Here is a 21,068-nt window from a genome sequence, read left to right on the forward strand (position 1 = left end):
GTTCGTCGAATGTGATCGCCGGCAAGCCGGCTCCTACAGGAGAGCGTGTTGGCGCGGGCGCTTGTGCGGGCGCGGGCTTGCTCGCGATTGGCGTGCACGGGGTCCGGTGGAAAACGCTGCGCGGTTTTCCACCCTACGCGGGTGTTGCGTCCGTCGAATGCGATCGCCGGCAAGCCGGCTCCACAGGGGCGCGTGTTGGCGCGGGCGCTTGTGTAGGATCGGGCTTGCTCGCGATTGGCGTGCATGGGGTCCGGTGGAAAACGCTGCGCGGTTTTCCACCCTACGCGGGTGTTGCGTTCGTCGAATGCGATCGCCGGCAAGCCGGCTCCACAGGGGCGCGTGTCGGCGCATGCGCTTGTGTAGGAGCGGGCTTGCCCGCGATTGGCGTGCATGCGGCGTTCTGTTACAGGAGCCACTCGATCGGCAGCCAGGACAGCAGCATTACCGTCGCGCGTTTCCAGAAGCTGACCTCAGGCTCGCTGTCGTAGCGAACTGTAGTGCCGTCCCGCTGCTCCAGCCAGTAGAGCCGGCCCTGTTCGGACAGGCGAACCTCGTAGGAGGCGGCGGGTATCTGCTCGTCGAACATCGATTCGATCCGGGCGGCGAGCTGCGGGCTGTCGATGATGAAGCCCAGTTCGGTGTTCAGGTTCGCCGAGCGCGGGTCGAAGTTGAACGAGCCGACGAAGACCCGCTCGCGGTCCACCGCGAAGGTCTTGGCGTGCAGGCTGGAGCCGGAGCTGCCGAACGGCCCGGCCTTGTCCTTCGGGCCGCTTTCGGCCAGTCGGCGCAACTCGTAGAGCACGATGCCCGCCCGCAGCAGGTCCTTGCGCCGCTTGGCGTAGCCGGCGTGCACCGCGGCGACGTCGGTGGCGTCCAGCGAATTGGTCAGGATGCGGACCGTTACGCCGCTGCCCGCCAGCGCGGCGAACGCGGCGGTGCCGGTGGCGGTGGGTACGAAGTAGGGCGAAACCAGTTCGACGTCGGTGCTCGGCTCGCCGAGGATCTTGCCCAGCTGATGGGTCAGCAGGCCGTCGCCATCGGCAAGACCGAGCCCCTTGGCCGGGTCGTCGCTGACCATTTGCGTGGTCGCCCACTCGAACCTCAGCTCGCCCGCGAGCAGGGCACGGATAAAGGCGGATTCGCGCAGCGCCGCGACGTAGCGGCTGGCGGCCGGGTTGCTCTCGATGATCGATGCCTCGGCCGACAGCTCGTCCAACGCCGCCGGGCTCGCGTCGGGCAGGATTCCGGCCAGCGGGTAGGCGGAGTCGCTGGCCCAGTAGCGATCGAAATCGCGCGAGACATCCTCCACCACCGGGCCCACGGCCAGCACGTCCAGGTCGGCGAAGAGAATGCCCTCGCTGGCGGCGAAATATTCGTCGCCGACGTTGCGCCCACCGATGATGGTGGCCTGGTTGTCGGCGGTGAAGGACTTGTTGTGCATGCGCCGGTTGGCGCGGGAGAAGTCGCTGAGATAGCCGATGGCCTTCGGCCGACGCACCACGAAGGGGTTGAACAGGCGCACTTCGATCAGCGGGTGTGCGTCGAGCGTCGCCAGCTTGCGGTCGAGGCCGGCGGTGCCGTTGTCGTCCAGCAGCAGGCGGACCCTGACGCCGCGATCGGCCGCGTCGTGCAGCGCTTCGAGCAGCAGGGTGCCGGTCAAGTCGTTGCGCCAGATGTAGTACTGCACGTCCAGGCTGCGCTCCGCGGCCTGGGCCAGCAGGGCCCGGGCGGCGAAGGCATCGTGCGGGTCGTCCAGCGGATGGATGCCGCTGTGGCCGGGGTGGGCGGCGACCTGTGGGGCGAGCGCCTGGCCCAGGGCCGTGGCGGCGGTTTCGGCAGGGCTGATGGCGCTGGAGAGGCTGCGCCCGTCCAGCGAGGGTAGGCTGCAGCCGGACAGCAACGCGGCGCAGAGCGCGACGAGCCAGCATGTGATGAAACGATCAGGATTCATCGAGGGCAGATGCACTCAATCGGCTCAGGCCTCCGGGCGTTGCCAGGACCGGGTCACTTCCTGACCCAGTTGCCGTTCAATTGGATGATCTGCCCGGACGGCGTTCTTTCGATGGCCTTCTTGCCGGCGATGGCTTCGACGTCGCCGACGCTGACGCCGTTCTGCTTGGCCACGCGATGGTATTCGGCGCGGCGCGCCTGGTTGATCTGGCTGGCGATTTCCTCGGCGTTGCCGCTGGATCTGACCACGCCGAGATAACCGTCGGGCTTCTCGCCGAGCAGGCCGCTGGCCTTGGCGGCGCCCAGGGCGGACATGGCTTCGTTGAGCGTCATGGCGGCGGCCGGCAGGCTCAGGCACAGCGCCAGCAGCAGGCTTCCCAGTTTCAGGTAGGTTTTCATGGCTTTCCTCAGAACAGTCCGCTGTCTTCGTTGATGATCGAGTCGAGCTGCTTGTCCACCCGGATGTAGATTTCGTGCTCGATCTTCACGTTCAGGTTGATGTTGATCGGCTCGTTCGGCACGGCCAGTTCCACCCGTGGCGTGCATGCGCCGGCGAACAGGGCCAGCAGCGGAATGGTCAGCGATTGGCGCAACCGCATGGCGGTCTCTCCTATGTCAAGTTCTTACTGGAGGCGTTCCTGCACCCGCCGTTGAATGGTCTCGCTCACCCGGTCGCTCAACTGCAGGCTGGTCAGCAGCGCCGGGATGTCCTCTTCGAGGTTGATCGAGAAGTTGATCGGGCGCCCGCCTTCCAGTGCCGGATTGCGGCCGTTCAGGCGCAGGCCGAGGTTCAGCTTGCCGTTCTCATCATAGCGGACGTCGCTGGTCAGCAGGTCGTAGTGAAAATCGTGCAGGGCCTCGGCGACGATTCTCATCGCCGGGTTGGCCTGCCCCAGGGCCTCGATCTTCGGCGAACGGAAGCGCAGCACCCCGCCGGGCGCCCGGGCGCCGAGGTTACCCTGGTCCACGCTCAGCCCCTGTGCGCTGCGGCGTAGTTCGAACTGGCCGTCGAGGATACCGCTGCCGCTCAGGCCTTCGGCTGGGTAGGCGGCGAGCAACTGCGGCAATTGCACGCCTCGCAGGCGAACGTCGAGCCGCTGTTGCGCGGCGGCCAGGTCGAGGCTCGCCGCATCCAGCCAGAGCCTGCCGCCGAGGATGCCGGTTTCGGCGGTCTGCCAGCTCAGTTGGCCTTGCGCGGGGCGGCCGAGATCGGCGCGGTACCGGCCGCGCAACACGAGCGGGCCGAAGGCGAAGCCCGGGTTGAGCTGCGCCAGCCGCAGCTCGGTCATGTCGATTTGCAGGCGGTTGCGTTGCAGGCTGGCGGCCAGGCGCGCATCGAGGCCGGACAGTTCGCTGCGGTCGAAGATGCCGGCCAGGCCCCTGGCCTCCAGGGCCAGGTTCGCCGACGGAGCACCGTTGCCGCTCGGCAGGCTCAGTTGCCCGCTGCCCTGCAGGCGCCCGCTGTCGAGTTCGAGCAGCGCTGGCCAGGCGGTGAACGTGCGGGCGAGCGGGTTGCCGGCGCGCAGGAAGATTTCCTCCAGCCTGCCGCTGACCTGCAGCGGGCCGTCCCATGGCTTGACGAGGTTCGTGGCCAGGGCCAGGCCGGCATCGTTGCGCAAGGGTCCGGCTCCGCTCAATCGGGTGGGCTCGGCCTGCAACTGGCCACTCCAGCGCCAGCCCTGGGGCAGCAGCTGCGGATGTTGCAGGCGTCCGATATGCAGCTCGGCCGGTCCCTGCACGGCCCAGACGGCCGGCTGCCTCTGGCTCGGCTCGGCCTGCAGGCGCAATTGCGCCAGCTCGGCGCGTAGCTGGCTGGCCGAGAAGTCTGCGCTCGTCAGGCTGGCGGCGACGATGTGCGATCCGGGCTGCAGTTGCAGCTGGGCACGATCCAGGTTGGCCTGGCCGGAGACATTCAGGATAGCGTCGAGATCGCGCAGGGTCAGGGCGTCCAGCTGCAGACGGGCGCTGCGCACGCGCAGGCGTGCCTGTTCGATATCCAGGGCATAGGGGGGCGCGGCGGCCAGTTGCAGGCGGGCCTGCAGCTCGCTCGTGCCGACGCCCTGGCTGCTCAGATGGAGCTGCAGGGGCAGGCGTCCGTTGCCCGCGTCGCCGTCGCCGGGCTCGATCTTCAGGTTCAACTGCTCGGGTCGCAGCTGTGGCGGCAGGTCGGCGAGCAGCGCCGGTTCCGGCCGCAACTGGAGATCGGCCTGCAGTTCGGTCGGCAGCCACAGGCCGTCCTGCCCCCGTGCCGCGAGGTCGAGCTGGCCCTGCAACTGGCCGATGCCGACGAGCGGCCAGAACCCCGGCAGGGAGGCGGACAGGCGCAGATCCCCGGTGATGTCGCGCCAGTCGAGGGCGGCATCGAGGCGTTCCGGCAAGGTCAATGCCCAGCCGGCGCCGAGGCGCATCTCTTCCGGCATGTCCGGCAGCGGGCTCGGCGCGTAGCTCAGCCACGCGCCGAGCCAGTCCAGCAGCCAGGGTGCTTCGGGCAGGCTGCCCATGGCCAGGGTGCCGTTCCACTGCTGCGTTTCGCCCGAGCGGAGCAACTGGCTGCGCGATTCCAGGCGCTGCTGCTCGTCGATCATCACGTCCAGCTCGAGCAGGGTGGCCGGGCCGTCGCGTTCGGCGCCAGCGAGAAGGGAAAGCCGATGCTCGTCTCGCTGCAGGTCCAGGCGCACATTCAGCGGCAACAGCGCCTCGCCGGCATGCTGCAGCCGCAACGCGCCCCGTTCGTCGCAACGTCCCCTGGGGCAGGGCAGGCTCAGCTGCAGCGCGGCGATTTCCAGCCGTTGCGGCAGCCAGGCTGCCCAGCGTTGGTATTGCTGCCAGTCTGGCGGTGGGGCAGAGGCGTCTTCAAGCTGCTGCGACGGTGAATGCCAGGTGAGTGAAAATCGATCGATCTGCAGCGATCGTGCGGGCAATGGTTGCAGCAGGCTGTTGAGTTGCAAGGTCAGGCCGCTGACCTGGAGCGCCAGGCGGGCCCCTTCGCCATCTTCCTGGGCATAGTTCAACCGCTGCAGCGATAGGCCGCGCGTGGACAGCCGCAGCCCCTGCCAGTCGAGCAGCACGATGCCCTGTTCACGCTTGAAGGTCTCCCAGCGATACCAGGTGTAACCGCCGGCCGCCATGACCAATGCCAGCAGTACCAGTAGCAGTCGGAGCACGATGCTCGGCCGTTTCGTCATAGCCGCTTCCACAGGGACGAGCCCAACAGCATAACCGCACAGGCGACCTGGGTGATGCGCTCCAGACTGGGGCGACGGGCGACCATGAGGTTGGGCCGAAGTTCCGATTCCGCGGCCCGGAGAAGCGCTGCAGCCCTTGATTCAAGCCGCTTCGAGGGTTGTGCGCCGAACTTGTGCACATTTTCGCAAAGGCCCTGTCAAGGGCTTATGACAAACAGTCGCAAACCCCTTTATTTCATAGATCGTTATTAAGCATTTGAAAAATAAGTATTTTTTTCATTGGTGAAAAAACCGCCAGTTTAAGCGCAGCCCCCATGACATCTGGGATAGGGGGACTTGTATGCAGATTGTCCACTGAGTTATCCACAGGTTCTGTGGATGAATGTTCGCCGCATCCGGATCCAGTTTTTTCGGCTTTGGCAAGACTTTAACTCTCGGAAAAAAGGAGTAGAGTGCGCGACCTTATTCATCCAGCCCCCTGATGTGCATGAGAACGCGTACCCCGGCTTCCGCTTCATTCGTTACCTCCGTTCCCGCTTCGCGGCTGCCGCTGCGCATGGCGCTGTGGCTGCTCGACAGTCAGCACCTGGGCCGCAGCCAGGGCGTCAAGCGGATCGCCGGGCGCATGCTCAAGCAACCGGCGCGCGAAGGTGTAGTCGAGGCGCAGAGCCGGCTGGGACGCCTGCTCTGCAGCGAGTGCGACAGCCAGCGGGACCGCCGCATCGGCCTCGAGCTGCTGCGCCAGGCGGCGCGTGCCGGCGATTGCCAGGCACAGCTGGAGCTCGGCCGGCTGTATTGCCAGCCGCAGCACCACGAGCCGGCCAAGGCGCGCCTGTGGCTGGAGCAGGCCGCCGCGCAGGGCTCCCAGGAGGCCGTCCGCGTCCTGCAGCGGGTCAAGGACTGACCGCCTGACCGTCCCCGCGCCGCTCGCTATACTGCCCGGCAATTTCGCCGGAGCCCCTCATGTCCCTCGATCCTCTTTATCTGCTGGCCGGGCTGGCGATCGCCTGTACCGCCCTGGCTGCGCTGAGCCTTTACCTGCAGCGACGCCTTGCCGCTCGCGAGGCCGAACACTGCCTGCTCGATGAGCGGCTCAGGCAGGCCGGGCTGGCGCAGGAAGGACTGGGTGCGCAGTTGGACGGTTGCCAGGCCGAACTCGCGCAGGTGAACGGCCTGAAGTTCGCGCAGCAGGCCGAGCTTGCGGCGCTGCGCCGCGAGACGGAACTGCTGCGCGTGCAGCGTACGGAAACCCAGGAAACCATCGCCGATCTGCAGGCCGAGCGGGATGCTCAGCAGGCCGAACTGCGCCGTCTGAGTGCCGCCCACGCGGCCATCGATGCCGAGCTGCGTGAGCAGCACAACACGCATCAGCAGCGCCTGGAGGATCTGCAGGCGGCGCGCGACGAGCTGCGCGCGCAGTTCGCCGAACTCGCCGGCAGGATATTCGACGAGCGAGAGCAGCGCTTCAGCGAGTCCAGCCATGAGCGCCTGGGTCAATTGCTCGAGCCCCTGAAGGAGCGCATCCAGTCGTTCGAGAAGCGCGTCGAGGAGAGCTACCAGAGCGAGGCGCGCGAGCGCTTTTCCCTGGCACGCGAGCTGGAACGGCTGCAGCAACTGAACCAGCGCCTCGGCGACGAGGCCACCAACCTCACGCGAGCGCTGCAGGGGCAGAAGACCCAAGGCAACTGGGGCGAGCTGGTGCTCGAACGGGTGCTGGAGCATGCCGGGCTGGAGAAGGGACGCGAGTACCACACCCAGGTCAGCCTGAAGAGTGCCGACGGCGAGCGTTTCCAGCCGGACGTGCTGATCCGCCTGCCCGGTGACAAGCAGGTGGTGGTGGATGCCAAGGTCAGCCTGACCGCCTATCAGGCGTTCACCTGCGCCGAGGACGAAGGCAGCCGCGCGCTGGCGCTCAAGCAGCACGTGCAGTCGCTGCGCGGCCACCTGAAGGGGCTGTCGCTCAAGGACTACCAGCGCCTGGAAGGGCTGCAGAGCCTGGATTTCGTGCTGCTGTTCGTGCCCATCGAGGCCGCGTTCGCGGCGGCGCTGCAGGCCGATCCCGAGTTGTTCCAGGAGGCCTATGGCCGGCATATCGTGATCGTCAGCCCGACCACGCTGCTGGCTACGCTGCGGGTGATCGACAGCCTCTGGCGCCAGGAGCGGCAAAGCCAGAATGCCCGCGAGATCGCCGAGAAGGCCGGGGCGCTGTACGACAAGTTCGTGGCGTTCATCCAGGATCTCGACGAGATCGGCAGTCGCCTGCAGCAGCTGGATCGCGCCTATCTGTCGGCTCGCAACAAGCTCAGCGATGGCCGCGGCAACCTGGTCGGGCGTGCCGAACAACTCAAATCGCTGGGCGCGCGGGCGAGCAAGCGCCTGCCCGGAGACTGGCTGGAGCGGGCAGGCGCGGAGGTGGTGGACGAGGCGGGCGAGTGAGGGTGGCGAAAGCGCTGCCCGGCAAGAGAAACGGGCCAGCGGTGTAGCGTAGGGTGGGCTTCAGCCCACCGGCGTGCCGGTCGCTGGGCAGAACCCACCCCTACGATGATTTACGACGGCCCAACGTAGGGTGCGCTCCGCGCACCGCATGCGGCACCGAGTCGGGTGTGCGCGTAACATCGTAGGGCGGGTGCAACCCGCCGATAGGGCGTTGGCGTCTGATCCGCTCGGCGGGTTGCAACCCGCCCTACGTCTGAGGCCTGAAAATACAATGATTTACGGCGGCCCAACGTAGGGTGCGCTCCGCGCACTGCATGCGGCACCGAGACGGGTGGTGCGCTCGCAGCGCAGCCTACGCCTTGATGATTCCCTTCAGCGCAGCAGTAGAACCGCGAGGCCGGCGAGCAACCCGGCGGCCATGATCGGCAGCGTGCGCAGGACCAGCTCGCGTCCGCCGATCAAGGCGATCAGCCCTCCCTTGACCAGGCTGTTGCTGAATGCGGCGAGGAAAATGCCGCGTACGGCTACCTCGTGACTCAGTTCGCCCTTGGCATTGTTGGCCAGCGATAGCGTGATGGCATCCACGTCAGTCAGCCCCGACAGCAGCGAAACCAGGTAGATACCGACATCGCCGAGCCAGCGCCGTGCGCCCTCCACCAGCAGTAGGATGACTACCAGCAGCGCGGCGAAGCGCAGCGCCGGGACCAGCTCGAAGGGGTTCTTCAGCGGCGGCTCCGCCTGTTCTTCGGGCTCGCGGGCGGCACGCAGATAAAAGAAGAGGGCGCCGGCCGCGTAAATGGCGCCCGCGCACGCGAGCGGCAGCGAGAGGCTGGGCAGCAGCGCCGGGTTGACCAGCCCGACCTCCAGCAGCACCCGCGGGAACATCAGCGCCGAAGTCGCCAACAGACCCGCGGCCAGCGCCGCGCGCAGTTTCGCCGAGTCCAGACGGGCGAGGGTCATGGTCATGGCGGTGGAGGACACGATACCGCCGAGCAGGGCGGTGACCATCAATCCGTGGCGCGTGCCGAGGATGCGGATCGCCACGTAGGCGGCGAAACCGATACCGGCGATCAGCACCACCATCATCCAGGTGGTGTAGGGATTGAGCACTTGCCAGGGGCCGTAGCCCTGGTCCGGCAGCGCCGGCAGCAGAACCACCGAGATGAACAGCATCTTCAGCGCGCCGCCCAGCTCGGCCTCGCTGAGCCGTTGCAGAGCCTGGTGCAGGCGCGCCTTCAGGCTCAGCAGCAGCGCCACGACGATGGCGCAGGCCGCCGCCAGTTGGCGGCTTTCGGCCACCGCCAGGCTGCCGAGGAGGAAGGTCAGCAACAGCGCGACCTCGGTGGTCATGCCGTGGTCGCCGCTGCTGCGGGCATCGATCACGTAGCCGGCGATCACCAGCAGGGCCAGCATGCAGAACATCGCGGCCCAGGCGAAGCCGCCGAGAGGCGCGACGCTGAGGGCGGCGAGGCCGCCGAAGAGCCCGGCGAGGCCGAAGGTGCGGATACCGGCCACCAGTTCCTGGCCGGCACTGTCGCGACCGCTCCAGCTGCGCTCGCTGCCGATCAGCAGGCCGACGCCGAGGGCCGTGGCGAGGTTGAGAAGGAGGTCCAGGGTCATTGGTTACCATGCCGGAGGGTGCAGATGGCCATCAGTGTAACCGGCGCCTGAAACGTATGGTTGTTCGGAGGCAGGAATGGAGCCCGCACGGATATCCGTGCATCTGGCAGTCAGGTATGGGCAGCCGCCACCAACGGCCATTGTCCCGATCAGCCCGACGCCTCTTACCTCAACGTCAGATGACGACTCATCAACGCCCGCAACGCCGCGGGCTTGACCGGCTTGGCGAGGAAATCCAGCCCGCTGGCGTGGATCGCCGCGACCAGCTCCGGCCGCGCATCGGCACTGATCACTACCCCCGGTACCGGCTCGCCCAGACGTGCGCGCAGCCAGGCCATCAGGTCGGTCCCGGTCTGGCCGCCATCGAGGTGATAGTCGACCAGCACCAGCTGCGGCCGAATGTCCTCGGCCAGCAGATTTTCGCAATCCTGGCGGTTGCGCGCCGTCCAGACCTGGCAGCCCCAGCGTGTGAGCAGGCTGTTCATGCCGATCAGGATGCTGTCCTCGTTGTCGATGCACAGCACCTGGGTGCCGGTCAGCGCGGTGTGCTGTGCCTCGCCCGGGCCGCTCGGCTTGCGCGGGAGGCTGGTCTGCCGTGCGATCGGCACGGTCACGCTGAACACGCTGCCCTTGCCGAGCCAGGAGCGGACCTCCAGCGGGTGATCGAGCACGTGGCAGAGGCCGTCGGCGATCGCCAGACCGAGTCCCAGGCCCTTTTCGGCACGGGTCTGGTGGCTGTCCAGGCGCTTGAATTCCTCGAAAATCACTTTCAGCTTGTCCTGCGGGATGCCCGGGCCACGGTCCCAGACTTCCAGGCGCAGGGATTTGCCCTGCCTGCGCACGCCCAGCACGACTCGGCCCTTGGCATAGCGGAAGGCATTGGTGAGGAAGTTCTGCAACACGCGACGCAGCAGACGGATGTCGCTGTCGACCCGCAGCCTGCTGCCGTGCACGCGGAAGTCGACGCCCTGTTCGCGGGCCAGGGCGGTAAATTCCGTACCCAGGGTGTCGAACAGCGTGGCCAGCGGGAAGGCGTTGCGATCCGGCGTGATCCGCCCGCCTTCCAGGCGCGAGATGTCCAGCAGGTCGGTGATCAGGTCTTCGGCCGAGCGCAGCGAGCTGTCCAGGTGCTGCACCAGTTCCCGGGCTTCCCTGGGCAGGGCGTTCTGCTGGTGGGAGAGCGCGGCGGAGAACAGCCGGGCGGCGTTCAGCGGCTGCATCAGGTCGTGGCTGACCGCGGCGAGGAAACGGGTCTTCGACTGGTTGGCGGTTTCGGCGGTGCTCTTGGCCTCGATCAGCGCCTGGTTGAGCTGCGACAGCTCCTGGGTGCGCTCGCTGACGCGCTGCTCCAGGCCTTCGTTGGCATCCTTGAGGGCGCGCTCGGCCTCGCGGTAGGCGGTGATGTCGCTGAAGCTCATGACGAAGCCGCCGCCGGGCATCGGGTTGCCGATCAGTTCGACCACCCGGCCGTTGGGGAACAGTCGCTCGGAGGTGTGCGCGCGGCCCTGGCGCATCCAGTACAGGCGCTTGGCCACGTGGGTATCCGGATCGCCCGGGCCGCACAGCCCGCGCTCGGCGTTGTAGCGGATGATGTCGGCGATCGGCCGGCCGATGTAGACCAGGCCGTCCGGGTACTCGAACAGCTCGAGATAGCGATGGTTCCAGGCCACCAGGCGCAGCGACTGGTCGACCACGCTGATGCCTTGGGTGATGTTCTCGATGGCGCCCTGCAGCAGCGCGCGGTTGAACTGCAGCACCTCCGAGGCTTCGCCGACGATGCGCACCACGTCGTCGACCTGCATGTCGCGGCCTTCCAGCGCGGCCTTGACCACTGCGCGGGTGGAGGAGGCGCCGAGCACGCCGGCGAGCAGCCGCTCGGTATGCGCGATCCATTGGCCGTCGGCCTGGTGCTTGGGCGAGAAGTCCTGGCCGTGACGGCGGGCGAAGCGCTGGAAGCTGAGTTCCGCGCGTTCGGCGCCGACGAAGCGCGAGGCCAGCGTCAGCAGGTCTTCCACCCGCACGGCGAGCAGGCGTCGGCTGTTGCTCTGCGAGGTGATTTCCTGGCCGATGAAACGGCTGGCCTGCCAATGTTCGGCGACCCGGGTCTGGGTCAGGATCGAGACCCAGAAGAACAGCGTGAAGTTGCCGGCCAGCGACAGCGTCACCCCGACGGTCAGGGCGCTGATGCCGAAACCCAGGTTGTTGCCATAGAGCCATTCCAGTCCCGGGAACATTTCCAGGGGCCAGCCGAGCAGCGGCAGGATCAGGGTGTAGAACCAGATGGCGGAGCCTGCGGCCAGGCCGGCGAATACGCCGCGGCGATTGGCCTGTTTCCAGTACAGCGCGCCGACCATCGCCGGTGCCAGCTGGGTGATGGCGGCGAAGGCGATCTGGCCGATGGTCGCCAGGGAAGCGGTGGAGCCGAGCAGCCGGTAGCTGACATAGGCCAGCAGCAGGATCAGCACGATGCTGATGCGGCGTACCGACAGCATCCAGTGACGGAAGGCCTCGAATGGGCGCTCGGTTTCCTGGCGGCGCAGCAGCCAGGGCAGCAGCATGTCGTTGGACACCATGGTCGACAGCGCCACGCTGGCGACGATCACCATGCCGGTCGCCGCCGAAGCGCCACCGATGAAGGCGAGCATCGCCAGCCACGGGTTCTGTTCGGCCAGCGGCAGGCTGATGACGAAGGAGTCCGGGGCCACGCCTTCGGGCAGCAGCATCTGCCCGGCGAGGGCGATTGGCACCACGAACACCGCGGCCAGCACCAGGTAGAGCGGGAACACCCAGCGCGCCAGGCGGAAGTCGCGCGGCTCGATGTTCTCCACCACCGTGACGTGGAATTGCCGCGGCAGGCAGACGATCGCCATCATCGCCACGGTGGTCTGCACCAGCATCGACGACCAGTTGACGGTTTCGCTCCAGTACTCGCCGAGTTCGGCGGAGTCGTGCGCCTGGTTGAACAGATCGCCGAAGCCGTCGTAGAGGCCGTAGGTGATGAAGGCGCCGACGGCGAGAAAGGCCAGCAGCTTGATCAGCGATTCGAAGGCGATGGCCAGCACCATGCCGCGGTGGTGTTCGGTGACGTCCAGGTTGCGGGTGCCGAAGAGGATGGTGAACAGCGCCAGCGCGATGGAGACGATCAGCGCGGTGTCGCGCGTACCGGTGCCCGTGGCTTCGATGTTGGTGCCGATCAGCACGTTCACGCCGAGCACGATGCCCTTGAGTTGCAGGGCGATGTACGGCACCACCGCGACCAGGCAGATCAGCGCCACCACCACGGCCAGTGGCTGCGACTTGCCGTAGCGGGCGGCGATGAAGTCGGCGATGGAGGTGATGTTCTCCTGCTTGCTGATCATGATCATCTTCTGCAGCACGTGCGGCGCGAACAGCAGCAGCAGGATCGGGCCGAGATAGATCGGCAGGAACGCCCAGAGTTGCTCGGCAGCCTGTCCCACCGCACCGAAGAAGGTCCAGCTCGTACACCAGACCGCCAGCGACAGGCTGTAGACCCAGGGGCGCAAGCGCGGCGACATCGAATCGCGATTGCGGTCGCCATAGAAGGCGATGGCGAACAGTATGGCCATGTAGACGAGGGCGATCACAGCGATCAGCCCGCCGGACAGCGTCATGCAAACTCCAGGCAGCAAGGGGAAACGGCAGGTTGGCCTCGGCAAGCTCGTGGCGCAGTGCGCGAATGAAACCAGACCCGGCGACTCGTTAGTATGATGAATTCGCGAAGTTTCGCAGTATTGGTGCGTGCCGTGTTGAGGGCTGCGACCAAGGTCGCATGTGTCTAGCACGGGCCCGCCGGCAGGATCGTCAACCGGCTGCGGAGAGGCTGGGGCACTTCCCGCAGCGCCGCTGATCTGAACACAGTCGCACCCATCGCTCGTCCCACAGTAGGAGGATTTCAATGTTCACGCCGCGACCGGTCACCCTGCAGCGTGGCGCTCTGCGCCTGGACCCGCTGGTGGAGGCCGATATTCCGGAACTGGTCGCCCTGGCCGAGCGGAACCGCGACGAGTTGGTCTACCTGAACGGCCCGCTGCGGCCGGACTGGTATCGCCATGCCCTGGCCGAGCAGCGCGAGGGCCGGGCGGTGGTGTTCAGCCTGCGCGTCGCCGACCGTCTGATCGGCACCACGCGCTTCGCCGACTTCATGCCCAGCCTGCCGGCCGCCGAGCTTGGCTGGACCTGGCTCGATCGCGCCGAACATGGCAGCGGGCTGAACGCCTCGATCAAGTTCCTGCTGCTGCGCCACGCGTTCGAGGATTGGCAACTGGTACGTCTGCAATTGAAGACCGCGGCGAGCAACCGGCGCTCGCAACGAGCGATCGAGAAGCTCGGCGCCCAGCGTGAAGGACTGCTGCGCAATCATCGGCGCCTGGCCGACGGCCGTCTCGACGACACCGTGCTCTACAGCATCACCGACCGGGACTGGCCGGCGATCAAGCAACAACTGGCGGCGGGCTGAGGCAGGGTCTGGAGCTTGAAACCTGAGGCTCGAAGCTCAAACGCATCGCGAGGTCGGGCAATCCACAGGGATGTGGTGAATGCCGCAAGCCCGCCGGGAACGCGCGGCCCCCACAAGAGCAGCGAGCAGCCTGCGGGCCCCGTGGGCGCGCCCTCGTGGCGATAGGGGATTCCGCCTTGTAGGGTGGGCTTTAGCCCACGCTTGGCGCCGTTGGTGGGCTGAAGCCCACCCTACGGGATGCCGAGAGTTGGCAGGGTTTCGCCGGAGTGTCGGATCGAGCGATTGAAAAGCAGAAATGACGAGTTTCCCGCAGAAGCGGCAACCCGCGCTGAATCCTTGTGGGTGCGCCCTCGCGGCGATGCAGGCCGAAGGACTGCCAGAGACCCGAAGTTTGCAGCTTGAAAAGCATCACCCGTCCGCATCGCCTGGCGGGCCGACTTCGGTTAAGGTTCATGGTTTTCGCGGCGGTGGCTCGCCCCGGTTCATCTGCCTGTCCTATCCATCCGTTACGCTCGGGCCATCCGTTACGCCCGGGCATCGTGATGGCGGCGCATGCTCCGTCGCGGTGATGGATCGAGGAGTTTCGATGTCCCGCTCGCAAGAGTTCTTTCATGGTTGTCGCGACATCTTGCCGCTGGTGCTCGGTGCGATTCCGTTCGGCATCATTTTCGGCACCCTGGCGATCGGTGCCGGCCTTTCCAGCTGGCAGGCGATGGGCATGTCGGCCCTGGTGTTCGCCGGTTCGGCGCAGTTCATCGCGATTACGCTGCTCACGGGCGGCGTGGGCGCGCTGGTGGTGCTGTTGACCACCTTCGTGGTGAACCTGCGCCACGCGCTGTACAGCGCGGCGCTGCAGCCTTTCGTCCGTCACCTGCCGGGCGGCTGGCGCGGGCCGCTGGCCTTCTGGCTGACCGACGAGGCGTTCGCGGTGGTGCAGCATCGCTACGCCCGCGAGGATGATTCGCCGAACAAGCACTGGTTCTTCCTCGGCGCGGCGTTGACCATGTACCTCAACTGGCAACTGTCGACGCTGGTCGGCATCGCCTTCGGCCAGGCCGTGCCGGATATCGCCAGCTGGGGCCTGGATTTCGCCATGATCGCGACCTTCATCGGCATCGCCGTGCCGATGATGCGCACCCGCCCGCAGGTGGCTTCGGCCGTGGTGGCCGGCGCCGTGGCGTTGCTGACCTGGGAGCTGCCGTACAAGCTCGGGCTGATCGCCGCGGCGCTGGCCGGTATCGTCGTCGGGGTCTGGCTCGAACGGCGGGCCGAGATCGCCGCCCGAACGCAGGGGGATGCATGAACACCTGGTTGCTCATACTCGGCATGCTGGCGATCACCTTCCTGATTCGCTACAGCTTCTTCGCCTGGCCGGACCTGCGCTTTCCTCGGCTGGTGGAGCAGGGCCTGCATTACGTGCCGGTGGCCGTGCTCACGGCCATCGTGGTGCCGGGCATGTTGATGCCCGGCGGCGAATGGACGCTGCGCTGGGACAACGCCTATCTCCTGGCGGGGATTCTGGCCATCGTCGTCGCCGCGTTCAGCCGCAACCTGCTGGCGACCATCGCCGGCGGCCTGCTGAGTTTCTTTCTGCTGCGCTGGGCGTTCGGGCAGTTGCCGGTGTGAGCGGCCGTCGCTCGCCCAAAATCAGTCACGAACCACGGGGCGTGTTCATCCGATGAGCCAGCACTCGCAATTCCGCCTGCTCGCCAGGCGTCGTTTCCTGCCGTTCTTCTGCACCCAGATGCTGGGCGCCTTCAACGACAACGTGTTCAAGCAGGCGCTGATCCTGGCGATTCTCTTCAAACTCGGCAGCAGTGCCGACACGAGCCTGCTGATCAACCTCTGCGCCTTGCTGTTCATCCTGCCGTTCTTCCTCTTCTCGGCCCTTGGCGGGCAGTTCGGCGAGAAGTTCGAGAAGGCCTGGCTGATCCGCCGGGTCAAGTTCGCCGAAATCCTGATCATGCTCGCCGGAGCGGCGGGGATGCTGCTGGGCAATCTGCCGATGCTGCTGGCGGTGCTCTTCTGCATGGGCACGCAGTCGGCGCTGTTCGGGCCGGTGAAGTACTCGATCCTGCCGCAGCAGCTCGCCGAGGACGAGTTGGTCGGCGGCAATGCCCTGGTGGAGATGGGGACCTTCCTGGCGATCCTCGGCGGCACCATCGGCGCCGGCGTGCTGATGGCCAGCAGCAGCTACGCCGGTCTGGTGGCGATCGGCGTGGTGCTGATCGCGCTGATGGGGTATCTGGCCAGCCTTGCCATCCCGGCAGCGACCGCCGCCTTGCCGACCCTGCGTCTGGATTGGCACGTGCTGCGCCAGTCCTGGCGGATCATGAAGCTCGGTCTCGGCCAGCAGAAGGCGGTTTCCCGGGCGATGCTGGGCAATTCCTGGTTCTGGTTTCTCGGGGCGACCTACCTGACGCAGATCCCGGCATTCTCCCGGGACCTGCTCAATGGCGACGAGAGTGTGGTGACGCTGATCCTCACGCTGTTCTCCGTCGGGATCGCGCTGGGCTCGCTGCTCTGCGAGCGGATGTCGCGGCATCACGTGGAGATTGGTCTGGTGCCCTTCGGTGCCATCGGGCTGAGTCTGTTCGGCGTGCTGTTGTGGTGGCACGCCGGCGGTTTCCCGGCGGCTGCGCTGCCGCTGGACTGGCTGGCATTGCTGGCCGAGCCGCAGGCCTGGTGGATTCTCGCCGACATTCTCGGGCTCGGGGTATTCGGCGGGCTCTATATCGTGCCGCTGTACGCGCTGATCCAGTCGCGCAGCGTGGTGCACGAACGCTCGCGGGTGGTGGCGGCGAACAACATCCTCAACGCGCTGTTCATGGTCGTATCGGCGGTGGTCGCCATCGTGCTGCTGGTGCTGCTGAAACTGACGATCCCGCAGCTGTTCCTGGTCGTTTCGCTGATGACCGTGCTGGTCTGCGGCGCGCTGTTTCTCGACGTGCCGGAGTTCATCGAACGCTTTCTGATCTGGCTGCTGGGCGAGCCGGTGGGGGGAGCGCTGGCGGTGCGCCTGCGGATTCGCTAGGGGCCTGCAGCGCGGCGGGGAAAAATCGGGTTTCGGGCGTAATGCCGTTCAGCTGGTACTTCGTAGGAGCGCGCCATGCGCGCGAATCGCGGGCATGGCCCGCTCCTACTCTGATCCTGCATCCAGCTTGTGGCCTTGGCGCCGTGGGGCGGGTGCAACCCGCCCGTTCTAATAGGCCGCTCAGATACCCTGCGGGATTTCTTCGCCGCCCAGCGCCTCGAACAGTGCCGGCAGGAACTCGCGGAAGGTCATCATCATCAGCAGGAAGCTGGCGTCCTGCTGGGCGAGGGCGTCGTCGCCGCCGTCCTGTTCGGCCTGGTCCTGCAGCAGCTCCTCGAAGCGCAGGCGCTTGATCACCGTCTTGTCGTCCAGCACGAAGGACAGCTTGTCCTGCCAGGCCAGGGAGAGCTGGGTGACCTGCTTGCCGGCTTCCAGATGCTGCTGGATCTCGTCGCTGGTCAGGTCCTGGCGCTTGCAGCGCACCACGCCGCCGTCCTCGTGGGGGTCGCGCAGTTCGCACTCGTCGAGTACGAAGAAGTCATCGGCGGCCTTCTGCGTCTTGACCCAGTCGGTGAGGGTCGCGCTGGGGGCGATCTTCACGGTCAGCGGACGTATCGGCAGCGAGCCGATCGCTTCGCGCAGGGTGGACAGCAGATCTTCGGCCCGCTTGGGGCTGGCCGAGTTGACCAGGATCAGGCCGCGCTCGGCGTCGATCGCGGCGAAGGTGCCGGACTTGCGGATGAAGGCGCGGGGCAGGAAGGCCTGGATGATCTCGTCCTTGATCTGGTCGCGTTCCTTCTTGTAGACCTTGCGCATCTGCTCGGCCTCGATCTCGTCGACCTTCTCCTTGAGCGCATCCTTGACCACGCTGCCAGGCAGGATGCGTTCTTCCTTGCGCGTGGCGATCAGCAGGAAGCCCTGGCTGACGTGCACCAGCGGTGCATCTTCGCCCTTGCCGAAAGGCGCGACGAAACCATAGGTGCTCAGCTCCTGGCTGGCGCAGGGACGGGCAGGTTTGGCGACCAGTGCAGCTTCGAGTGTCTCGGCATCGAAAGGAACATTCTGGGTGAGACGGTAGACGAGCAGGTTGCGAAACCACATGGCGGGGTAAGTCTCCGGAAAGCAAAGCGCGCATTATTCCTCCCCGCGGATCGCAGGCCAACCCTGGCGGTCGGTAATGCGGACGGAAAAGGGAAAAACGTCCATAAACGCAGGGTTTTCCTAAGTCTTTGGAACTTCTGCAATTTTTTTTTCAAAAGGGGGTTGCCAAGGTCCGGAACCCTCTCTAGAATGCGCCCCACTTCGAGAGCAAACGGGTGATTAGCTCAGCTGGGAGAGCATCTGCCTTACAAGCAGAGGGTCGGCGGTTCGATCCCGTCATCACCCACCACTCGAGGTTAAGCGCAGCGGTAGTTCAGTCGGTTAGAATACCGGCCTGTCACGCCGGGGGTCGCGGGTTCGAGTCCCGTCCGCTGCGCCACATTCGCTTCCTGGGTCCACTGAACGCCCGGAAGCATCGAGAAAGCGGCCTATGGCCGCTTTTTTCGTTGTGGCATTCCGCCACCTTCAATCACGCTTCTCGTGGGCTCGGACCAGGCGCTTCTCACTCGGCTGGGCGTCGACGACGGCTGTTGCTTGCCTGGCCTGTCGAAAGCGCATGGTTGGCCGCTCTGAGAGCGGCTCAGTCAACGTAGGGTGCACCCGCACCGCATGCCACTATCTTTTGCTATCGGCCTGTCAGGCAGCGCTTCGGTGTGGGTTTGGCTGCGAATGACATCCAAGCTGTCGCAGCAGCGGCCCTCGGTCAGGCTCTGCTGCAGCGGGTGGGCAGATGCCCATTCGGCTCATCATGCGGGCGGGGCTCGGGCCTTCCGGCGCTCATCCCGGTATCTCCCAGGCGACGAAGGCCCAGCGCATCGGTGCGCCGCCGCGCAGCGCACGCTGCGGATCGGCCTCGAACCAGTCCCGCAGCGCTGCCCGTTCCTCGCTGGAGAGTTCGCCGAACGACCAGGCGACCTTGCTGGCGAAATCTTCGAAGCGGTTGCAGCCGGCCAGTCGGCTGGGTGTCTCGATATAGTCCAGGCGCGGGTGGATGCCGCGCCTGTGCAGCAGGTTGAGGGTATAGATGTAGTCAGGCAGAGCCGGCCGCTGGCGCCCCAGCAGCGCGGCGATTTCGTCATCGACGAAACGGCCGCCGACCAGTTGGGTCAGGTAGGCGCGCAGGCGGGCATGGCGGTTGATCTTCTCCAGCGCCGCGTCCAGGTCGGCGACGATGCCCGAGCGCGAAGCGACCAGGATGTCGCAGACCGGCACGTCGCTCCAGTCGTCTTCCCAGGCGCGCTGGATGGGTTGCACGTTCTCCAGCCCGAGCCGGAGGGCATTGTCCTGCAGCCCGGCCAGCATGGCCGGGCTGTAGTCGAGGCCGTAGACCCGTTCCAGGCGCGGGGCCAGAGGCAGGCAGATGGTGCCGGGACCGCAGCCCACGTCCAGCAGGCTGCGGGCACCATCGAGATCCATGCGGCGGATGAACGCGTCGCTGTAGGCCCCGCCGAGGGCGCTGTGGCTCATGGCGGCGGCGCGCTTGTCCCAGTCGCTGGCCGGCTTTGGTGGGCGCTCGCTGCGTTGCAGATGTTGGCGGTAGCGTTCGGCGAAGTCGATGTCATCGAGGCTCATGGTCATCATCCCCAGATTCGGTCGTCAGCTGCAGTCGGACGGCATCGGCAGGCGAGCCGGCGTCCGGGCCGGCAGGCTGTAGGCCCAGGCGAGCAGGGCGCTTTCCCGCAGCGGTAGAAGGCAATCCGGATGCCCGGTGAAACGCTGCCAGTCGGCCCGATATTGCGGGCTGACCAGGGTCAGGAGCGGGATGCCTTCGCTCATCAGGGCGAGCATTTCGTCGGCGAAGCCCTGGCCACTGGCTTCCAGCGTACCGAAGCGGTTGACCAGCACCAGGTCGGGGCGCTCGGCCAGGGCTTCGCGCAGCACCATGCTGGCCTGGGCCAGGCCGCCGGGATCGAGACTGCAGGCGTGCGAGCCCGGACCGAGGGGTTGGGAGATATCGAAGATGCGCCCCTCGTGCAGATCGGCGATCTGCATCGGTAGCCGGCCGCTCGGGTCCTTGCCGCGTACGCTGACCAGTCCACGTATTCGCCAGCCTTGCCGCTTCAGCGTTCTGGCGAGTCCCCGCAGCAGGGCATCGCCTTCGCCTGCGCCGGCATGCAATACGGCTGCAAAGGGCATATCGTTCATGTCGAGTCCTCCGTTCGGGAGAATGCCGGCAGGCATCAGCGCTATATTTGTTTCGATATAGCGGTTGCACCTTGATCCCGGTCAATCGATGTCGCCTAAGGCGGCGCTTCTGCCTGTCGGTAACGGCTCTGCCGGCGATCGCCCCGGCCATTCCCGGAGCTCCGGTACGCTGGGTGATGCACTTCTTGCCGTAGCGACGGTCATTCCTGTGGATAATGGGCCCGGTAGCCAGCGGTCATGCGCGCCTGCTAAGCTCCGGCACCGATTTGGATGCGTCCTACGACCTGTATATAAGGGAAATAGCATGAAACTGAGACATCATCGTTTGGCATCGGCAGTCGCTCTGGTTGGCCTGGTGCTGGCCGGCTGCGACTCGCAGACGAGTGCCAAGCTGGAAACTCCGGCGCAGAAGGCGTCCTATGGCATCGGCCTGAACATGGGCAAGAGCCTCGCGCAGGAGGGCATGGATGATCTCGATTCCAAGGCTGTGGCGCAGGGCATCGAAGATGCCATCGGCAACCAGGAGCAGAAGCTCACCGACGAGGAGCTGATGGAGGCCTTCGCCTTCCTGCAGACCCGCGCCGAGGAGCGCATGGCCGAGATGAACGCGAAGGCGGTCGAGTCGGGCAAGAAGTTCCTCGAGGAAAACGCCAAGCGTGAAGGCGTGACGACCACCGAATCCGGCCTGCAGTACGAAGTCGTGAAGGCGGCCGAGGGTCGCCAGCCGACCGAGAATGACGTGGTCACCGTGCACTATGAGGGCAGCCTGACCGACGGCACCGTATTCGACAGTTCGATCAAGCGCGGCAGCCCGATCGACCTGCCGGTCGGTGGCGTGATTCCGGGTTGGGTCGAAGGCCTGCAACTGATGCACGTCGGCGAGAAGTTCAAGCTCTACATTCCGAGCGAACTGGCCTATGGCGAGCAGAGCCCGAGCCCGCTGATCCCCGCCAACTCGGTGCTGGTGTTCGACCTCGAACTGCTGGACATCAAGGGTGACGAAGCGCAGCAGCCGGCAGCCGAGGCGGCCGACGAGCAGTAATAAGCGAAGCGATTCATCCGCTGGAAAACGAAAACGCCCCGACTCGATCGGGGCGTTTTCGTTTCATGCCGAGGTTGG

Annotated in this window: 17 protein-coding genes and 2 tRNA genes; 9 read left to right on the top strand and 10 right to left on the bottom strand. The window is 66.2% G+C overall.

The features are described 5' to 3' along the window. The 5 genes from IN820_RS22410 to IN820_RS04515 form a co-directional block, all read right to left on the bottom strand. A partial coding sequence (locus IN820_RS22410; RefSeq protein ID WP_207793493.1) for a hypothetical protein occupies nt 1-320 on the bottom strand: 320 nt, incomplete at its 3' end. 83 nt (nt 321-403) lie between these two features. Further along, nucleotides 404-1,951, bottom strand: coding sequence for a phospholipase D family protein (locus IN820_RS04500; protein ID WP_193679832.1), 1,548 nt, complete (start codon nt 1,949-1,951; stop codon nt 404-406). 53 nt (nt 1,952-2,004) lie between these two features. Further along, the gene (locus IN820_RS04505; protein ID WP_193679833.1) at nt 2,005-2,349 is read right to left on the bottom strand and encodes a YdbL family protein; all 345 of its coding nucleotides are present in this window, start codon (nt 2,347-2,349) and stop codon (nt 2,005-2,007) included. Between the two features lie 8 nt (nt 2,350-2,357). Continuing rightward, entirely contained in the window at nt 2,358-2,549 is a 192-nt protein-coding gene (locus tag IN820_RS04510) for a YnbE family lipoprotein (RefSeq protein ID WP_193679834.1), read from the bottom strand. Between the two features lie 24 nt (nt 2,550-2,573). Continuing rightward, nucleotides 2,574-5,135, bottom strand: a complete 2,562-nt coding sequence (locus IN820_RS04515; RefSeq protein ID WP_193679835.1) for a YdbH domain-containing protein — start codon at nt 5,133-5,135, stop codon at nt 2,574-2,576. Nucleotides 5,136-5,691: 556 nt separating this feature from the next. On the opposite strand from IN820_RS04515, the gene IN820_RS04520 reads away from it, so the two are divergent. After that, nucleotides 5,692-6,039 carry a sel1 repeat family protein gene (locus IN820_RS04520; protein WP_193679894.1) on the top strand — a complete coding sequence of 116 codons (348 nt, stop codon included), beginning with the start codon at nt 5,692-5,694 and terminating at the stop codon, nt 6,037-6,039. Nucleotides 6,040-6,098: 59 nt separating this feature from the next. Next, entirely contained in the window at nt 6,099-7,571 is a 1,473-nt protein-coding gene (rmuC, locus tag IN820_RS04525; RefSeq protein ID WP_193679836.1) for a DNA recombination protein RmuC, read from the top strand. Nucleotides 7,572-7,943: 372 nt separating this feature from the next. Here rmuC and IN820_RS04530 read toward each other — a convergent pair whose 3' ends face one another. Further along, nucleotides 7,944-9,191, bottom strand: a complete 1,248-nt coding sequence (locus tag IN820_RS04530) for an MgtC/SapB family protein (RefSeq protein ID WP_193679837.1) — start codon at nt 9,189-9,191, stop codon at nt 7,944-7,946. 164 nt (nt 9,192-9,355) lie between these two features. Next, the gene (locus tag IN820_RS04535) at nt 9,356-12,823 is read right to left on the bottom strand and encodes a hybrid sensor histidine kinase/response regulator (RefSeq protein ID WP_193679838.1); all 3,468 of its coding nucleotides are present in this window, start codon (nt 12,821-12,823) and stop codon (nt 9,356-9,358) included. A gap of 284 nt (nt 12,824-13,107) precedes the next feature. Between IN820_RS04535 and IN820_RS04540 the strand changes: the two genes are divergently transcribed. From IN820_RS04540 to IN820_RS04555, 4 genes are all read left to right on the top strand, one after another. Continuing rightward, nucleotides 13,108-13,668 carry a GNAT family N-acetyltransferase gene (locus tag IN820_RS04540; RefSeq protein ID WP_193679839.1) on the top strand — a complete coding sequence of 187 codons (561 nt, stop codon included), beginning with the start codon at nt 13,108-13,110 and terminating at the stop codon, nt 13,666-13,668. Between the two features lie 586 nt (nt 13,669-14,254). Continuing rightward, entirely contained in the window at nt 14,255-14,971 is a 717-nt protein-coding gene (locus IN820_RS04545; protein WP_193679840.1) for an AzlC family ABC transporter permease, read from the top strand. After that, entirely contained in the window at nt 14,968-15,294 is a 327-nt protein-coding gene (locus IN820_RS04550) for an AzlD domain-containing protein (RefSeq protein ID WP_193679841.1), read from the top strand. The genes IN820_RS04545 and IN820_RS04550 overlap by 4 nt, the downstream gene beginning before the upstream one ends. 52 nt (nt 15,295-15,346) lie before the next feature. Then, complete coding sequence (locus tag IN820_RS04555) at nt 15,347-16,702, top strand: acyl-[ACP]--phospholipid O-acyltransferase (protein WP_193679842.1); 1,356 nt, start codon at nt 15,347-15,349, stop codon at nt 16,700-16,702. Nucleotides 16,703-16,882: 180 nt separating this feature from the next. On the opposite strand, the gene rdgC is transcribed toward IN820_RS04555, so the two are convergent. Continuing rightward, nucleotides 16,883-17,803, bottom strand: a complete 921-nt coding sequence (gene rdgC, locus IN820_RS04560) for a recombination-associated protein RdgC (protein WP_193679843.1) — start codon at nt 17,801-17,803, stop codon at nt 16,883-16,885. A 213-nt stretch (nt 17,804-18,016) separates the two neighbouring features. Here rdgC and IN820_RS04565 point away from each other — a divergent pair. After that, nucleotides 18,017-18,092: transfer RNA gene (locus tag IN820_RS04565), tRNA-Val, on the top strand. Between the two features lie 13 nt (nt 18,093-18,105). After that, a tRNA-Asp gene (locus IN820_RS04570) sits at nt 18,106-18,182 on the top strand. A gap of 398 nt (nt 18,183-18,580) precedes the next feature. Here the strand turns inward: IN820_RS04570 and IN820_RS04575 are convergent. Together IN820_RS04575 and IN820_RS04580 are read right to left on the bottom strand one after the other, a co-directional pair. Continuing rightward, entirely contained in the window at nt 18,581-19,375 is a 795-nt protein-coding gene (locus IN820_RS04575; protein WP_193679844.1) for a class I SAM-dependent methyltransferase, read from the bottom strand. A 24-nt stretch (nt 19,376-19,399) separates the two neighbouring features. After that, complete coding sequence (locus IN820_RS04580; protein WP_193679845.1) at nt 19,400-19,948, bottom strand: DUF2478 domain-containing protein; 549 nt, start codon at nt 19,946-19,948, stop codon at nt 19,400-19,402. A gap of 310 nt (nt 19,949-20,258) precedes the next feature. Here IN820_RS04580 and IN820_RS04585 point away from each other — a divergent pair, with 310 nt between their 5' ends. Next, the gene (locus tag IN820_RS04585; protein ID WP_193679895.1) at nt 20,259-20,990 is read left to right on the top strand and encodes an FKBP-type peptidyl-prolyl cis-trans isomerase; all 732 of its coding nucleotides are present in this window, start codon (nt 20,259-20,261) and stop codon (nt 20,988-20,990) included. The last annotated feature ends 78 nt before the right edge of the window (nt 20,991-21,068 follow it).

Source organism: Pseudomonas lopnurensis, from assembly GCF_015070855.1.
Taxonomy (GTDB): Bacteria; Pseudomonadota; Gammaproteobacteria; order Pseudomonadales; family Pseudomonadaceae; genus Stutzerimonas; species Stutzerimonas lopnurensis.

What these genes read in the sequence shown, in the direction of transcription:
- IN820_RS04540 (WP_193679839.1), top strand. Translation starts at nt 13,108, where the DNA reads ATGTTCACGCCGCGACCGGTCACCCTGCAGCGTGGCGCTCTGCGCCTG.
- rmuC (WP_193679836.1), top strand. Translation starts at nt 6,099, where the DNA reads ATGTCCCTCGATCCTCTTTATCTGCTGGCCGGGCTGGCGATCGCCTGT.
- IN820_RS04530 (WP_193679837.1), bottom strand. Translation starts at nt 9,191, where the DNA reads ATGACCCTGGACCTCCTTCTCAACCTCGCCACGGCCCTCGGCGTCGGC.
- IN820_RS04535 (WP_193679838.1), bottom strand. Translation starts at nt 12,823, where the DNA reads ATGACGCTGTCCGGCGGGCTGATCGCTGTGATCGCCCTCGTCTACATG.
- IN820_RS04505 (WP_193679833.1), bottom strand. Translation starts at nt 2,349, where the DNA reads ATGAAAACCTACCTGAAACTGGGAAGCCTGCTGCTGGCGCTGTGCCTG.
- IN820_RS04520 (WP_193679894.1), top strand. Translation starts at nt 5,692, where the DNA reads ATGGCGCTGTGGCTGCTCGACAGTCAGCACCTGGGCCGCAGCCAGGGC.
- IN820_RS04545 (WP_193679840.1), top strand. Translation starts at nt 14,255, where the DNA reads ATGTCCCGCTCGCAAGAGTTCTTTCATGGTTGTCGCGACATCTTGCCG.
- IN820_RS04515 (WP_193679835.1), bottom strand. Translation starts at nt 5,135, where the DNA reads ATGACGAAACGGCCGAGCATCGTGCTCCGACTGCTACTGGTACTGCTG.
- IN820_RS04580 (WP_193679845.1), bottom strand. Translation starts at nt 19,948, where the DNA reads ATGAACGATATGCCCTTTGCAGCCGTATTGCATGCCGGCGCAGGCGAA.
- IN820_RS04510 (WP_193679834.1), bottom strand. Translation starts at nt 2,549, where the DNA reads ATGCGGTTGCGCCAATCGCTGACCATTCCGCTGCTGGCCCTGTTCGCC.
- IN820_RS04555 (WP_193679842.1), top strand. Translation starts at nt 15,347, where the DNA reads ATGAGCCAGCACTCGCAATTCCGCCTGCTCGCCAGGCGTCGTTTCCTG.
- IN820_RS04500 (WP_193679832.1), bottom strand. Translation starts at nt 1,951, where the DNA reads ATGAATCCTGATCGTTTCATCACATGCTGGCTCGTCGCGCTCTGCGCC.
- IN820_RS04575 (WP_193679844.1), bottom strand. Translation starts at nt 19,375, where the DNA reads ATGAGCCTCGATGACATCGACTTCGCCGAACGCTACCGCCAACATCTG.
- rdgC (WP_193679843.1), bottom strand. Translation starts at nt 17,803, where the DNA reads ATGTGGTTTCGCAACCTGCTCGTCTACCGTCTCACCCAGAATGTTCCT.
- IN820_RS04550 (WP_193679841.1), top strand. Translation starts at nt 14,968, where the DNA reads ATGAACACCTGGTTGCTCATACTCGGCATGCTGGCGATCACCTTCCTG.